At 63.9% G+C, this 15,737-nt stretch carries 14 protein-coding genes; 7 read left to right on the top strand and 7 right to left on the bottom strand.

Going from position 1 to position 15,737, the window contains the following annotated elements; all coding sequences use genetic code 11:
- Nucleotides 1-131 precede the first annotated feature (131 nt).
- The 6 genes from ACE103_RS27650 to ACE103_RS27625 form a co-directional block, all read right to left on the bottom strand.
- Nucleotides 132-785 carry a nitroreductase family protein gene (locus ACE103_RS27650; RefSeq protein ID WP_375775630.1) on the bottom strand — a complete coding sequence of 218 codons (654 nt, stop codon included), beginning with the start codon at nt 783-785 and terminating at the stop codon, nt 132-134.
- 101 nt (nt 786-886) lie between these two features.
- Nucleotides 887-1,804, bottom strand: coding sequence for an NADP-dependent oxidoreductase (locus ACE103_RS27645; RefSeq protein WP_375775629.1), 918 nt, complete (start codon nt 1,802-1,804; stop codon nt 887-889).
- A 64-nt stretch (nt 1,805-1,868) separates the two neighbouring features.
- Nucleotides 1,869-2,285: a hypothetical protein gene (locus ACE103_RS27640; protein ID WP_375775628.1), complete on the bottom strand. Its 417-nt coding sequence runs from the start codon at nt 2,283-2,285 to the stop codon at nt 1,869-1,871.
- Between the two features lie 128 nt (nt 2,286-2,413).
- Complete coding sequence (locus tag ACE103_RS27635) at nt 2,414-3,346, bottom strand: AraC family transcriptional regulator (RefSeq protein ID WP_375775627.1); 933 nt, start codon at nt 3,344-3,346, stop codon at nt 2,414-2,416.
- Between the two features lie 443 nt (nt 3,347-3,789).
- Entirely contained in the window at nt 3,790-4,215 is a 426-nt protein-coding gene (locus ACE103_RS27630) for a universal stress protein (protein WP_163159795.1), read from the bottom strand.
- Between the two features lie 155 nt (nt 4,216-4,370).
- Nucleotides 4,371-4,913 (bottom strand): histidine phosphatase family protein, encoded by a 543-nt coding sequence (locus ACE103_RS27625; protein WP_223970187.1) that lies wholly within the window; start codon nt 4,911-4,913, stop codon nt 4,371-4,373.
- A gap of 94 nt (nt 4,914-5,007) precedes the next feature.
- Between ACE103_RS27625 and ACE103_RS27620 the strand changes: the two genes are divergently transcribed.
- The 5 genes from ACE103_RS27620 (at nt 5,008) to ACE103_RS27600 (ending at nt 13,054) form a co-directional block, all read left to right on the top strand.
- Nucleotides 5,008-6,504 (top strand): NAD(P)/FAD-dependent oxidoreductase, encoded by a 1,497-nt coding sequence (locus ACE103_RS27620; RefSeq protein ID WP_375775626.1) that lies wholly within the window; start codon nt 5,008-5,010, stop codon nt 6,502-6,504.
- Between the two features lie 78 nt (nt 6,505-6,582).
- A complete protein-coding gene (gene msrB, locus ACE103_RS27615; RefSeq protein ID WP_375775625.1) occupies nt 6,583-7,083 on the top strand; it encodes a peptide-methionine (R)-S-oxide reductase MsrB in 501 nt (166 codons plus the stop codon).
- Between the two features lie 323 nt (nt 7,084-7,406).
- On the top strand, nt 7,407-9,242 hold the full coding sequence (locus ACE103_RS27610; RefSeq protein ID WP_375775624.1) for a flagellar hook-basal body complex protein: 1,836 nt from the start codon (nt 7,407-7,409) through the stop codon (nt 9,240-9,242).
- 46 nt (nt 9,243-9,288) lie between these two features.
- Nucleotides 9,289-11,166 (top strand): flagellar hook-associated protein FlgK, encoded by a 1,878-nt coding sequence (gene flgK, locus ACE103_RS27605; RefSeq protein ID WP_223970193.1) that lies wholly within the window; start codon nt 9,289-9,291, stop codon nt 11,164-11,166.
- 7 nt (nt 11,167-11,173) lie between these two features.
- Nucleotides 11,174-13,054, top strand: coding sequence for a flagellar protein (locus ACE103_RS27600; protein ID WP_375775623.1), 1,881 nt, complete (start codon nt 11,174-11,176; stop codon nt 13,052-13,054).
- A 132-nt stretch (nt 13,055-13,186) separates the two neighbouring features.
- On the opposite strand, the gene flbT is transcribed toward ACE103_RS27600, so the two are convergent.
- Nucleotides 13,187-13,618 carry a flagellar biosynthesis repressor FlbT gene (gene flbT, locus ACE103_RS27595; protein ID WP_375775622.1) on the bottom strand — a complete coding sequence of 144 codons (432 nt, stop codon included), beginning with the start codon at nt 13,616-13,618 and terminating at the stop codon, nt 13,187-13,189.
- A 363-nt stretch (nt 13,619-13,981) separates the two neighbouring features.
- On the opposite strand from flbT, the gene ACE103_RS27590 reads away from it, so the two are divergent.
- The gene (locus ACE103_RS27590) at nt 13,982-15,151 is read left to right on the top strand and encodes a flagellin (protein WP_212310071.1); all 1,170 of its coding nucleotides are present in this window, start codon (nt 13,982-13,984) and stop codon (nt 15,149-15,151) included.
- 206 nt (nt 15,152-15,357) lie between these two features.
- Entirely contained in the window at nt 15,358-15,723 is a 366-nt protein-coding gene (flaF, locus tag ACE103_RS27585) for a flagellar biosynthesis regulator FlaF (protein WP_212310070.1), read from the top strand.
- The last annotated feature ends 14 nt before the right edge of the window (nt 15,724-15,737 follow it).

Below are 15,737 nucleotides of genomic sequence, written 5' to 3'. Positions count from 1 at the left end.
ACCGGTGACAGCGCACTCAATTGACTCGCTTGGCAAACGCGGGCGCAAGCTATCCGCGGCGTAGGACGATTGATCATCGGAAATTGAGTGCACTGTCACCATCATTCGCCCGCTAAGGCCGGACTCCGCAACTATGCGAGTTCCAGCACATCGGCCACCGGACGGCGCGGCTTCTGCGGCCAGTTTCCCGTACGCACCGGACCCACGCACAACAGCATGACCGGCACTTCGTCCTCGGCCAGTTCGAACTCGCGGTGCACTGCTTCGGCATCGAAACCGATCATCGGCGTCGAACCCAGGCCCAGCGAGCGGGCCGCGTAGATCATCGCCGCCGCGCCGAAGGTGCCGGAGCGTACTGCTTCGTCGCGTTGGCGCTGCGGGTACTCCATATACAGATCGCGTGCGGGGATCTCCCAATCCGGCACCATCTTTGCCGGCATGATGCCCGCTTCCACCAACGGTGCCAGGCGCCCTGGTATTACGCTGGCATCGGCCAACTGGCCGCAGACGATGAAGGTAACGGCGGCTTCGGTGATCGCAGGCTGATCCCAGGCAATCGGACGCAACCGAGCCTTGGCTTCAGACGTGCGTACGGCGATGAAGCGCCAGTTCTGCAAGTGGAAGGACGTCGGCGCGGTGGTGCCGATCCGCACCAGCTCGCGGATTTGGCCGTCGCTCAAGGTGGCATCGGGGTCGTAGTACTTGGCGGCGCTGCGGCTCAGGATGCATTCGATGACGGCGTTGGTCATGGTGATTCCGTCGCTCGTGGGGATTCCGTCGGTCATGGTGATTCCTCTTGGTGGAAGGGCTAGGTTGAAGTACGGGAGTGTTTTCGCTGTATGGGACGCGCGCCAGCCGGCTGCGTGGATCAATGGGCGTGTGTCGCTCAGGGACGCACGCGGATGATCGTCTTCCCGCTGATCCGCTTGGTCGGATTGAGAGCGGCGACGGCATCGTCGAGGATCGCCACGGTGCCGATGTTCGTCCGCAGTCGTCCGTCACGCACCCGCTGGACGATCTCACTCAGCTGGGCGCGATCAGACTCGACAACGAAGTCGACTGCCTGGCCGTCGGTGGGCCGTGCCTCGCATGGTCCAACGACGCACACCAGCGTTCCCCCGGCTCGAACCAGACGCGCGGATCGCTTCCCGATGTCGCCGCCGATGAGATCGAACACCAAATCGACGCCGCCGACGTCTCCCAAGGCGTCGTTCTCGAGGTCGACGAATTCCTGCGCGCCGAAGTCGAGCGCCTTCTGACGGTCGGCGGCGCGTCCGGTGCCGATGACGTGGGCGCCGAACTCTCGTGCGAGTTGCGTCACCATCGAACCGACTGCGCCAGCCGCGCCGTGCACGAGGACGCTCTTGCCTGCCCGAAGGCGGCCGTGCTGGAACAGTCCCTGCCACGCCGTGAGGCCCGAGATTGGCAGACTCGCGCCCACCGTGAAATCGACGTCGCCCGGGAGCGGCGCGAGGTTGCGAGCCTCCATGGCTACATACTCCGCCAGGGTGCCGTCGCGATACCAGTCGGCGAGGCCGAACACTCGCTGTCCCAGCGACAGCCCCGTCGTGCCGTAGCCGAGAGCGGTGACCACTCCGGCCAGTTCGTGTCCGAGGATCGACGGTGTTCGATCGCGGTCGAGGCGATCGGTCCAGGTCGAGGGCCACTCCAGCTCAGTCCCGACGAATCCCGACGCATGAACCTGAACGACGACGTCGTTTATCGCTGCCTGCGGTTTGGGCCGCTCCGCCAGCTTCGTCCCGACCTTTCCCGCAGCCTGGTCCGTTACCACAATTGCCTTCATGGTTATTTCTCCCGAGTCTTCTGTCTCTTTGCTGGACATGTTGCAGCGTTGGAGCAAGTGGACTTCAAGCGCTTGCGGTCCGCATCGGCATCGCGTCGGACTTCTGCAAGCAGAGCACCACCAACAGCGCTCCGCCGTTCGCCCAGTAGTACCAGGCATCGAGACCGGTAAAGCCGAGTACAAACGGCACCGTCACGAAGATGATGCAGACGAGAGCATCAACCGCGACATGGAATGAGAACGGGATAATCCGGATGACGCCCGTCCTGTGATCCGTGAAGAACGTCAGAACGATCGCCGCCACGCCAGTGACGACAGCGATCCATTTTGCCGAAGCATTTGAACCGCCGAGTCCGAGTACGAAGGGCAATGCGATCAAGCTCGCAGCAACAGGATAGTCCAGGTAAGCGTGCAGCGTCTTGGTGACGAACCTGGGATCGAAGTGAGTAGAGGGCTGGTTGGCTTGTTGAGTGATTTGCACGATCGACTCCTTTGGTTTGAGTGGCGACTGTTCGCAACACCACTCACCTAGGATCGCGCAGGAGGCAGGAGCAAGACACGCGAACAAAGTACGGACTGTCTGCAAGACAGTTGGGACGATATGCAAACCTATGACGATTCAAGATCACGAGTATCGGTCGGAGGAACTCCAAAGCGTTGGGAAAATGCCCGCGCAAAAGCGGCCGCCGATTGGTATCCGGCCTGAGCTGCAACTTCTTTCACGCTTGCTTTGGAACTGCTGAGCCTGGCCAAAGCCTTTTGCAATCTCCATTCCGTGACATAGGCCATAGGCGCAACACCGACGAGTTCCGTAAACCGCTCCGCGAAGCGACTCCTCGACATGCCGCTTGCTTTGGCGAGAGTTTCGACCGTCCATGGATCGCCGGGCGCTTTGTGCACCAGTTCAAGAGAGCGGCCGATATGAAGATCCGTCATCGCGGTCATGACGTTGGCCAGTGGCGGATGACGTTCGACGCTTGCCCGCACAGCCTCGATAAAAAAGATTTCCGACAGACGCGCGATCGAAGCGGCGGCACCGACCTCGTCACTCAGTGCTCGCCGCGCAACCAGGCCCAGTGTCTCGTCAAGCAGCGGATAACGACCGCGGTCGGGCTGGGTTATCAGGATTGCTTCGGGCAATGCGCCAAGCAGCGGATGATCGGCGCCCTGCGAAAAGCCGAGGTGACCACAAACCATTTGCGTTGTGGCCTGAGGGTCGCCCTTGCCAATCACGAACGCGCCCTTGCCGTCGTAACCCGATTCTTGGATCACGCGTTCCAGCGGCGCCGGCGCCCGGCCGAGACGATCGGCAAGGACATGCCCCCGACCGCGGGGAATCAATACGACATCGCCTGGTTCAAGAACGATATTGCGGCCGGACGGAAGACTCACATGGCAGCAGCCCTGGATCACAAAATGAAACCGCGCCGCTTGCTCGTATGCCGGAACGGTAATGGCCCAAGGTGGCGAATAGTCAGTACGGAAATAAAGTGTTCCTTTGAGCCTGATGGTCTCAAAGACATCACTCAAGAGGTCGAACATGCGGGCCATCTCGTTCAGCTAGGCTCCCCGCACCCGCGTTGCATGATAGCAGACTTCGCCTCGCATGTCGCCGATGGGGTCAATTGCGCCCCGTCGCTTTGATCGAAAGGGCGCAAACTTCGTCCTCAATTGTTCGAAAGCCGACACAAGTCCAGAAGGTTACCCGCTGCTATGGCTGCGCGTTAATGAGTCCACATCCTGTGTCGGATCAAAGCAGGATGAGATTAGGCTGTGGCCGCAAATAGGGCGCGTTCCCTCTCCCGCCTACGATATATGGGGCGAGGGGACGCGGCTGTAATTTCGGAATATTAGAAGAATATCCCTGAGTTGCCCGACGTGTCAAGTCGCCTGGTCGAACGCCGGCGGCCGCCCGCTACTTTGCATGGGGTTGTTTTCGATATTTTGGCGGCGCCGCCTGCGACGGCCCCGTAACTCGTCCCGCTTTAGTGCCGCACCACCAGCACCGAGCATTTGGCGTAGCGCACGACGTGCCCGGCATTGGAGCCGAGAAAGTAGGTGCGCATCGCCGGGCGGTGCGAGGTCATCACGATCAGGTCGGCCTTCATGTTGGCGGCCTCTTCGAGGATCTCGTGATAGATGCCGCCCTGGCGGACCACGCCGGAGATGCGCCCCGGCGCGATGCCGGATTCGCGCGCGACGATCGCAAGCGCTTCTTCCGACGTTTCACGCTGCTGGCTGTCGAAATCCGCCGGGACATATTCGGCGAGCATCACCGGCGTCATCGGCAATACGTTGAGCAGACGCACCGCCCCGTTCCATGTTTGCGACAGCGTCGCAGCGGTTGCGATCGCAGGCTTCGCCAGATCGGTATCGGCGAGGTCGATCGGCACGAGAATTGACTTGTACATCTGCGCCTCCTGTCCGCGATTGGTCTGGAGCCGTTTGGTCCCTGTGCCGGGACGCGCGCCTTCTTTTTCTTCGGTAGTCGTCGTGTCGCCGCGAACCGGTCCCCCTGTCGCGCCGACATCAATATAGCATGGCAGAGCTGCGTTGTCCGCTTGCGTCAGCCGCGCGAGGCCTGCTTCAACAGTTTAGGGCTAACGAACAGCACGAGCTTGCCGCGCCGGAAGGAGACCTCGTTCCAGTCGTCGGTCGCGAAGTCGAAGACGGCGAGCCCTGAGGTCGGCAGATTGTCGCCGAGCGCGCGCTTGGCGGCCTCGTCGCCGCTGCCGGTCAGCGTCAGCGCGAGCTCGTGCATGCCGGGATTATGGCCGATCAGCATCAGCCGCTTCGGGTCGGTGACGGAGGCCATCCGGATCGCGGTCAGCAACTGCGCCGGATCGGCGCCGTAGAGTTCCGGCACGAATTCGACTTTCGGCGCGGGTCCGGCGCCCTTCAGCGCCTCGCGCACGATCTCCCAGGTCTGCGTGGTGCGGGCTGCCGGCGACACCAGCGCCAGATTGGGCAGGGGCGGGTGGCGGGCGATCCAGCCCCCGATCTCCGCCGCATCGCGGTGGCCGCGCTCGTCGAGACGACGGTCCTGGTCCTGCCCCGAAGGCGCGTCGGTTTCGGTCTTGGCGTGACGCAGCAGCAGCAAACGGCGCATGGACTTCCATCTCGATTCGGTCTGGTCGAATTAATTCTACAGGCGCATGCCCTGGACAAGGTGACAAGCGCCGCAGCGGTTCGTAAGAAACGACATGAGCGAGACTTCCACAAGTGCGGCAGACGGCCCCGACGAGGCGGCCTCGCCATCCCGCGACCGTCTGGCGTTCGACCTCGACGTCGACATTTGCGTGGTCGGGGCGGGGCTGGCCGGACTGACCGTGGCCCGCGAGGCGGCGCGGCTGGGCGCCAGCGTCGCCGTGCTCGAGGGCCGCCAGGTCGGCTGGAACGCCTCCGGCCATCATCTCGGCACCGTGCTGCCGGGCTTCGGCCTGCCGATATCGGATGTGATCGAGCGCGTCGGCCTCGACGATGCCCGCGAATTGTGGGCGCTGTCGAAGGAGGGCGCCGATTACGTTCGCGCCACCGCCGCCGAGGACCTGATACCGGGCATCAACCCGAGCGACGGCGCGCTGGAGGTCTCCAACGTCGATGTCGGTGAAGCGCTGATCAGCCGCCTGCAGACGCTGGGCGAGGAATTCGCCACCGAAGTCGAAGGCTGGCAGGTCGATCGCGTGCGCAGCGTGCTGAGGACCGGACGCTATTTCCACGGCATCTATTATCCGAAGGCGTTCCAGATCGACGGCCGCAAATATGTGCACGGTCTCGCCGCGCTGGCGATGCGGGCGGGTGTGCGGATCTTCGAGGAGACGCCGGTCGTCAGCATCGATTTTTCGGGCATCCGCAAACGCATCGTGACGCCGACGGCGCGACTGCGTGCCAACCATATCGTCCTCGCCGGCAATATCCATCTCGGCGCGCCGCTGAAGCGCTTGTCGGATACGCTGCTGCCGGTGTGGCGCTACGCGGCGTTGACCGAACCGCTTGGGGAACGGCTGGCGGAGGCGATCGCCTTCTCCGGTTCGGTCGTCGACAGCGACGGCATCGATCACTTCCGCGTCGTCGATGGCGATCGCCTGTTGTGGGCCAGCCCCGAAACCACTTGGGACGCGCGGCCGAAGCGGCTCGGTGCGGCGGTGCAGCGTCGCATCGCCACGGTGTTTCCGCAGCTCGGCAAGGTTCCGATCGCCGACACGTTCGGCGGCGCAGTCGGCGTCACCGTGCATGGCATGCCGCAGATCGGGCAGCTGCGCCGAGGCCTGTGGGTGGCGAGCGGCTTCGGCCGGCAGGGACTCAACACCTCAGCGCTCGCCGGGCAGTTGATCGCGCGCAGCATCCTGTGGGGCGACGACCGCTGGCGGCTGTTTTCGCCGTTCGAGCTGGTCTGGGCCGGCGGCACCACCGGCCGCGTCGCCGGTCATTTCATCGGCCTGTGGACGAGGGGCGCCGCATCTGCAGCGGGCGTTCTGGCGCGTTACCGCGAGGGTGCACGTGCGAAGGAGCGCCGCCGCGAGGCGCGGCTGGCCGAGGCCAATCTCAAGGCGGGAACCCGGGGGCCGGCGCCCCGCCGTCCGCCGCCGTCCGCGGTGCGGCCGGTGCTGGCGCCCGCGCCCCGGCAGGTTGAGGACGGTGAGCAGCCGTCTGCTCGTCCCTCGCAAGAAAGTGAGCGGATCTCCGACGGGCGGATGTAACGTCCGGCGGCGGGGTTCGTATTTGGTAGCAAGCCAGTCTTGTTCGCCAGCTTTGGCCGCCCGCATCGGAGATGATTGATGATCGATCGCCGCATCCTGCTTGCTTCCGTCGCCAGCCTGTTCGGCCTTGCCGCCTTCCGCTGGCTGCGCGCCTCGCCGGCACAGGCAGCCGAGAAATTCGAGATCGAGAAGACCGACGCCGAATGGCGCGCGCAACTCACGCCGCAGCAATACGAGATCCTGCGCAAGGAGGGCACCGAGCGGCCGGGATCGAGCCCGCTGCTCAAGGAGCACCGCAAGGGCATCTTCGCCTGCGCCGGCTGCGACCTGCCGCTGTTCTCGTCCGAGACCAAGTATGAGAGCGGCACCGGCTGGCCGAGCTTCTGGAAGCCGCTGGACAATGCGATCGGCACCACGTCGGACCGCACCTTCGGCATGCTGCGCACCGAGGTGCATTGCCGCCGCTGCGGCGGCCATCTCGGCCATGTCTTCGACGACGGCCCGAAGCCGACCGGGCTGCGCTACTGCATGGACGGTTTTGCGCTGGTGTTTCACCCGGCCGCGCCCTCGGCGACCTGACGCCCACAGCGTTTTCAAGCGAAGTGGGTACCATTCGCGTCAAGAAAGCGCGTCAACAAGGAGGCGTTTTCGAGCGAAGCGGCTACCGGTTCGCGCTAGGAAAACGCGTTAAAGCAGGAGGGATAGAGCGCGGCCAGAACTGCGCTCCGCCCGGCAATTGTTGCCTGCCCGGCAATTGTGCCCCGGTTAAACGGCCGGGGCTTTTTTTTCAAGCGCATGATTTTGTTACGTTTCGTTTCGTGGCACGACCTTTGCGACATGCTCCGCCGATGCGGCCATTCCTGTGATTGCCAGCCGCCGGGAATCGAATTGGAGAACATGTCATGGGTATCTTCGGCGCTCTTACGACGGCGGTCGGTGGTTTGCGCGCAGGGTCGTACGCGCTCGAAAACATCTCCGGCAACATCGCCAACTCGCAGACCACGGCATTCAAGCGCATCGATACCTCGTTTCTCGACCTCGTTCCGCAGACCGCACTGACCGCGCAGCTCGCCGGCGGCGTCACGGCGCAGTCGCGCTCGACCAACTCGGTGCAGGGCGACGTGCAGTCAGCGTCGGTCGCGACCTTCATGGCGATCAACGGCAACGGCTTCTTCGCGGTGCAAAAGCCCGGCGGCTTCACCGACGGCTCGCCGGTGTTCGACGGCGTCGACCGCTACACCCGCCGCGGCGATTTCCAGCTCAACAAGGACGGCTACCTCGTCAACGGCGCCGGCTATTATCTCGAGGGCGTCCCGATCGATCCGACCACCGGCAACCCCTCGGGCTCTTCGCCGCAAACGCTGCGGTTCAAGAACGACTTCCTGCCGGCGCAGCAGACCACCAAGATCGACTATCGCGCCAACCTCGCGTCCTATCCCTTGACCACCGCGCACGACACCTCGGTTCCGGGCTCCGAGCTGATCCGGCCGGGCGCATTCAGCGCCGGACATAACCCGCTGGTGCTGGGCACGCCGGCCGCGCCGTATACCGATTCCTCCGTCACCGGCACCGCGCAAAACAACAAGGCGACGCCGTCGGTCGCCAATACCGCCGCGACCCTGCTTTCGGGTGCTGCGGGCAGCGATTCGATCAATGCCAGCTTCAGCGCCGGCTCCGCCGGCCCGCCGGTGGTGCCCGCCGATACGATCACGGTCAACGGCACCGTCATCACCTTCGTGGCCTCAGGCGCGACCGGCAACCAGCTCAACGTCACCGACAGCATCGGAACGATGCTCGCCAAGATCGACGCGATTACCGGCACCGCGACGCCATCGACCATCAGCGGCGGCAAGATCACGCTGCATTCGGGCACGTCGGCCGACCTCAACGTGACCAGCTCGAACTCGACCGCGCTCGCGGCGCTCGGCTTCACCGGCTCGGCGGTTGCGACCCGCGGCGGCGGCGGCACGGTCGGCACCGGTCAGGTGGTCGGCAACGACAACTCGACCTTCCTGAACCAATCCGTCTCGGGCGGCGCCGTCACGGCTTACGACGTGTCGGGTGCGCCGGTGAACCTGCAATTCCGCTGGGCCAAGACCGACAGCTCCTCGCTGGGCTCCGGACATACCGATAGCTGGAACCTGTTCTATCAGGTCAATCCCAATGCTACGGGCACGCAAGTCTCCTGGCAAAACGCCAACATCAACTTCACCTTCGCCTCGAACGGCCAGATGTCGCCGGCGATCTCCTCGGTGGCGCTCAACAATGCCGTCGTCAACGGCGTGTCGCTCGGCAGCCCCGTGATCAATTTCGGCTCCGGCGGCGTGACCCAGTTCGCGGACGCCAACGGCAACGTCCAGGTCAACCAGATCCAGCAGGACGGCTTCCCGGCCGGCCAGCTGCAGTCGGTCAGCGTTTCCACCAACGGCCGCATCGTCGGCAACTACACCAACGGCCGCAACATCGACCTTGCCGAAATCTCGGTGGCGACATTCAACGGCACCAACTTCCTGAAGCGCATCGACGGTGGTGCGTTCGAGGCGACCGACGAGTCCGGTGGCGCGCTGTTCGGCAAGGGCGGCAGCACCATCGTCGGTTCATCGCTCGAGAGCTCGAACACCGATATCGCTGACGAGTTCACCAAGCTGATCGTGACCCAGCAGGCCTATTCGGCCAACACCAAGGTGATCACGACAACGAATTCGATGGTGCAGGATCTCCTGAACGTCGTGCGCTGATCGCAGCTGTCATGCACGTGTGAAGCAGTAAAGGCGAGTACACATCATGGGTTTGAGCCAAGCCCTTTCCACCGCGATGTCCGGCCTGCGCGCCACGCAGGCCTCGCTCTCGCTCGTCTCGTCGAACGTCGCCAACGCGGAGACGCCCGGCTACGTCAGGAAGACGCTCAACCAGGATACCGGCACCACCGGCCAGTTCGGGTCGAGCGTTCTCATCACCGGCGTCAACCGCCAGCTCGACGAATTCCTGCAGACCCAGCTTCGCACCGAGACGTCGGGCGCGTCCTACGCCGACGTCCGTTCCAGCTTCCTTGCCAATCTGCAGGGCGTCTACGGCAATCCGGACTCCACCGGCACGATCGAGGATGCCTACAACAAGTTCCTGACTGCGCTGCAGGGTTTGTCGACCAGTCCGGACTCGCAGTCGGCCCGGATCGGCGTCGTCAATGCCGCGCAATCCATGGCGCAGCAGCTCAACGCGACCTCGCAGGGAATCCAGTCGCTGCGCGCCAACGCCGAGGCGGGCATCAGCGACTCCGTCACCACGGCCAACAATGCGATGCAGCAGATCGCGCGCCTCAATGTCCAGCTGCAGGCCACTGGCGGCACGCAGGACGCCTCGACCGCGGCATTGCTCGATCAGCGCGATCGCTACGTCACCCAGCTTTCGCAGCTGATGGACATCCGCACCGTTACCAACAGCCAGAACCAGGTGACCGTGTTCACCAATTCCGGCGTGCAGCTGGTCGGCACCGAGGCGGCGACGCTCAGCTTCAACGCCCAGGGCACGATGACGCCCAACACGCAATACAATACCGACCCGACCAAGAGCACCGTCGGCACCATTACCATCAATTTCCCGCATGGCGGCACCTATGACATGGTGTCGACCAACTCGATCCGGTCAGGCAAGATCGCCGCCTACCTCGAGCTGCGCGACAACACGCTGGCGCAGGCCCAGACGCAGATCGACCAGTTCGCCGCCGCGATGTCGAGCGCGGTGTCGGACAAGACGACGGCGGGCACCGCGGCGACGGCGGGAGCGCAGTCCGGCTTCGACCTCGATCTCTCGGGGCTGCAGAGCGGCAACACCATTCACGTCTCCTACAAGGACAACACCACCGGCATCACGCACAATCTGTCGCTCGTCCGCGTCGACGATCCGAGCGTGCTGCCGCTCAGCAACAACGCAACCGTCGATCCGAACGACGAGGTGCTGGGTGTGGATTTCTCCGGCGGCATGAGCTCGGTGCTGTCGCAGCTTAACGGCGCGCTCGGCGGAACCGGTCTGCAATTCTCCAATCCCTCCGGGTCGACGCTGCGCGTGCTCGACGACGGCGCCGCCAACAAGGCCGATGTGACCGCTGCGTCGGTCACGTCGACCGTTTCGTCGCTGACGTCGGGCGATCCGCAGCTTCCGTTGTTCACCGACAATGGCGGGCTCTACACCGGCGCGATCACCGCGAACGGCTCGCAGTCGACCGGCCTTGCCGCGCGCATCAGTGTCAACACCGCTCTGGTCGGCGATCCCTCGCGCATGGTCGTGTACTCGACCAATCCGCAGACCCCGGCCGGCGACACCACGCGCGCCAACCTCATTCTGAACCAGCTGTCGAACGCGTCGTACAGTTATTCGCCGAAGACCGGCCTCGGTACGTCAGGCGCGCCGTTCACCGGTACGCTGTTGAACTTTGCCAAGCAGTTCATCAGCCAGCAGGGCGAATCGGCGACGGCGGCCAAGCAACTGGCCGATGGTCAGGACGTCGTGCTGAATACGTTGCAGACCAAGATGGACTCGACCTCCGGCGTCAACATGGACGAGGAGATGGCGCATCTGCTGTCGCTGCAGAATGCCTATTCCGCCAACGCGCGCGTGATGTCGTCGATCAAGCAGATGTACGACGCGCTGCTGCAGCTCACGTGAGGGTAACATGTCGATCGACGGCGTAAGCGGCAGAACTTCCTATATCGGCACCACGATCCTCAACCTGCGCAGTCAGCTCAATGACCTGACGACGCAGCTTGCGACCGGCAAGGTATCGACGACCTATGCAGGGCAGGGGCTTGATCGCGGCTTCGCGCTCAGCCTGCGCGCCCAGATCAGCGGCATCAACGCGTTCTCGGATACTGCGACCAACCTCAACACCCGCCTCGGTGTCGCCAACCTCACACTGCAGGGGCTGTCCGACGTCGGGAGCCAGGTGAAGAATGCCGCGACGACCGCGACGTTGACGCTCAACAACAGCGGGCAGACGTCGGGCCAGATCACGGCGCAGGCCGCGTTCTCCAATGCGGTTGCGATGCTGAACAGCCAGTCGGGCGACCGCTATCTGTTCTCCGGCCGCGCCATGGATACGCCGGCCACGGTGTCCGCCGACACCATGTTGAAGGGCACGGCAACCCAGGCCGGCCTCACCCAGCTCATCAACGAGCGGAAGCAGGCCGATCAGGGCACCAGCCTGATGGGACGCCTGAGCGTCTCGTCGCCGCCGGCGACCACGACAGTGACCAGCGTCGCCGAGGACGGCTCGCCGTTCGGCCTCAAGCTGCTGTCGGTGCAGTCGTCACTGACGGGCGCCACCGTGACCCAGCCGGCCGGTACGCCGAAGTCCACCTCGGTCGATCTCGGCGCCGTCAATCCGAAGGATGGCGACAAGATCAAGTTCAACTTCACGCTGCCCGACGGCACCACCGATGCGATCGAGCTCACGGCGACGACCACGAACCCGCCGCCGGCAGGCTCGTTTCTGATCGGCACCGACACCACGGCGACGACCGCCAACCTTCAGTCGACGCTGACGTCGTCCATCAAGACGCTGAGCGACACGTCGCTGGTGGCGGCCTCCGCGGTCGCGGCGTCCAACAACTTCTTCAATCCGGTCGCGACCGTCGCGGGCGCCGCCGTCAACAACCAGAACGCGCCACCGGCGCCGATCAGCGGCACCACGGCCCTTTCGGGCGCAGCGGGCACCAACTCGCTGTCGACGAGCTTCGCGGCCGGCGACACCATCACCGTCAACGGCACGCCGATCACCTTCGTTGCCTCGGGTGCCACCGGCAACCAGCTCAACATCACCGACAGCGTCCAGACGCTGATGGCGAAGATCGACCAGGTCAGCGGCACCAAGAACCCGTCGACCATCAGCAACGGTGCGATCACGCTCCATGGCGCCGACGGCGCGAACCTCTCGATCTCGAGCTCCAACACGGCCGCACTCGGCGCGCTCGGCATCGCCAACAACACGACCGCGACCCCGGCGCCGCTCAGGGTAGGGGGACCGCCGTTCGACACGGCGACCAACCTGGTCGCGGGCACGCCTGATAACACCGTGTATTGGTACACCGGCGAGAACGGCCCGGGATCGGCGCGCGGCACCGCCGTCGCGCAGGTCGATCAGTCGATCACCGTGCAGTATGGCGCGCGCGCCAACGAACAGGCGTTCCGTTACATGCTGCAGAACGTCGCGGTCTATGCGGCGGTGACCACCTACGCCAGCAATCCAAATGCAAATGCGCAGGTGACGGCGCTCGCGCAGCGCGTCAGCGCGAATCTCGCGCCGCAGAACGGCCAGCAGCAGATCCAGGACGTGCAGGCCGAGTTCGCCGGCGCGCAGACGGCGACCAAGGCGGCCACCGATCGTCAGACCCAGCTCAAGGCCATGGCGGAGACGATGCTCGACTCGGTCGAGGGCGTCAATCAGGACGAGGTCGCGACCAAGATCCTGGCGCTGCAGACCAGCCTGCAGGCGTCGTACCAGACCACGTCGATGCTGTATCAGACCACGCTGCTGAAATATCTGCCGCCCGGTTGAACGCTCGCTCTCATCTCCAGCCAGCAAAAAGGCCTCCTCGCGGAGGCCTTTTTCGTTCAGGCGAGGGCTAGCGCGTTCTCAACCGAAGTGGATGCCGGTTCGCGTGAAGAAAACGCGCCGGAACGAGAAGCTCTAGGCGCTCTTGCGGGTATCGTCCTGATTGCCGGTTTGCCGGCCGCGCGCGGTTTCCAGCAGCTTCTCCTCGTGCGCGATCAGCTTCTTGGATTCCTTCAGCGCGTGATAGAGATCGCCGTTGAGGATGAAGTTGTTGACGCTTTCGATGAACGGCCAGGCGCTGGGCGTCGCGGTGATGATGTCGCGCACCAGGCTGAAATAGGTCGGGTGGTGCGCCATCGGGTCCGGCGACAGATACATCAGCTGCACCGCGAGATAGATCAGCTTCGCCGGCGTGTCCGCGGTCTCCGGCGTCAGGATATCTTTCTCGCGCAGGATCGGGATGCGGTCGCCGTCGATCAACAGGCGGGCGCGCTGATCGGTGTTGGTGATCACGCAATTGCCGACGATGATGCGCTCGTTCGGTTTCAGTTCAACCTTCAGGGCCATGACCGTTCTCCTTTGCCGGCAGTCGCGCGATATCGCCGCTAGCGGAACATGTTCGGCGCTGCTTAGCAGCCGCCGTTGCGGCCCGGGGCCGATGCGACAGCGATCCTTTCCCATGATGGTTAACGCTTGGTGAACGGCGGGGCCGCGCGGGAAGCAGCCCTCGGCCGAAATTGGCAATCGTCTCAGTAGTTTTCGCGGCGAACTTCGCCCAATGGCGACAATTTTATTCTTCGGCATTTGCCTTAAATGCCGCGTTGGAGATTTCTTTTTCCTTCGAGGCTTGACCGGCAGGATCGGCCATCCGCCCGATCAGAAAGGATTGGCGCGGCTTTTTCCTCAGTTTCACACCAGAAAGGTATGAAAATGTCCGGTATCATTCTCTCCTCCTCCGTTCGTCAGAACCTCCTCTCCCTCCAGTCCACCGCCGATCTGCTCTCCACCACGCAGAACCGTCTCGCCACCGGCAAGAAGGTCAACACGGCGCTCGACAACCCGACCAACTTCTTCACCGCACAGTCGCTCGACAACCGCGCCAGCGACATCAACAACCTGCTCGATGGCATCGGCAATGGTGTGCAGGTGCTGCAGGCTGCCAACACCGGCATCACCTCGCTGCAGAAGCTGGTCGATACCGCAAAGTCGATCGCCAACCAGGTGCTGCAGAGCCCGACCGGCTACACCACGAGGTCGCAGGTCACCTCCACCGCGGCGCTCGGCGGCACGTCCGCCAACCTCGTCGACGGCACCACGATCAAGAGCGGCGACGTGCTGGCGATCGCGGCCTCGGCCGGTCAGCCCGCCTTCAGCTTCACCTTCGGGGCCAGCAGCTCGCTGACGCAGCTGAATGCGTCGCTCGCGGCCAGCAACCTGACTGCGAGCCTCGACAGCTCCAACAAGCTCGTGATCACCACGACCAACGATGCGGCGTCCTCGACGATCGGTGCGGTGACCTTCACCAACACCGGCGGCGGCACTGCGACGTTCAGCGCAGCCGGCACGGCTCCGGTTGCCGACCCGGCCTCGCAGTCGGCGCGCGCCGCCTTGGTGACGCAGTACAACAACACCATCGCGCAGATCACGACCACGGCGCAGGACGCCTCGTTCAACGGTATCAACCTGTTGAACGGCGACAACCTGAAGCTGACCTTCAACGAGACCGGCAAGTCGACGCTCGCGATCAGCGGCGTCACCTTCAATGCGACCGGCCTCGGCCTGAAATCGCTGGCCGCCGGCACCGACTTCCTCGACAACAACTCGGCGAACAGCGTCATTGCGTCGCTGAGCTCGGCGAGTTCCTCGTTGCGCAGCGAAGCCTCGACGCTGGGTTCGAACCTGTCGATCGTGCAGATCCGTCAGGACTTCTCGAAGAACCTGATCAACGTGCTGCAGACCGGTTCGTCGAACCTGACGCTGGCCGACACCAACGAGGAAGCGGCCAACAGCCAGGCGCTGTCGACCCGCCAGTCGATCGCGGTGTCCGCGCTTGCTCTGGCCAACCAGTCGCAGCAGAGCGTGCTGCAACTGCTCCGCTAAACGCACCGACAAGCACTTCGACAACGGCGGGGGAAACCCCGCCGTTTTTCTTTGTCTCCGGGATATTACGGTGTCTTTCCCTGCCGTCAGAACGGCGCATTTCGTAACGCCTGCTAACCATATTTAAAGGCGCCGGATGCATAAATATCGAGCGCTAGAATTGCGTCTCCGCGGCCCGAGAAATCCGCATCCCATCGAGGTTATTAATGTCGAATGCAGCCCAGGCCTACGCCCGTACGTCAACGACGACGGCCTCCCCCCGTGAAATCGAAGCGCAGGCGTTGTTGAAGGCCGCGCGGCAGCTGCAGGAAGTCCAGGCGAACTGGAACGGCCTCGACAAGGCGCTCGATCATGCATTGCTGTTCAATCGCCGCCTGTGGTCGATCTTTCTTAGCGCCGCAGAGGGCGCCGACAATCCGCAACCGCTCGAGGTGCGTCAGAAGATCGCGAACATCAGTGTGTTCGTGATGAAGCAGACCATCGACATCCAGATGAATCCGGACCCGGCCAAGCTGAAGTCGCTGATCGACATCAACTGCAATATCGCCGCTGGCCTCTCGGGCCGCGCCTGATCGACCGGTTCACG

It is taken from the genome of Bradyrhizobium sp. ma5 (assembly GCF_042258955.1).
Lineage (GTDB): Bacteria > Pseudomonadota > Alphaproteobacteria > Rhizobiales > Xanthobacteraceae > Bradyrhizobium.
Note: the sequence above shows the minus strand (reverse complement) of the source record. Positions and strands in the feature narration are given on the sequence as shown.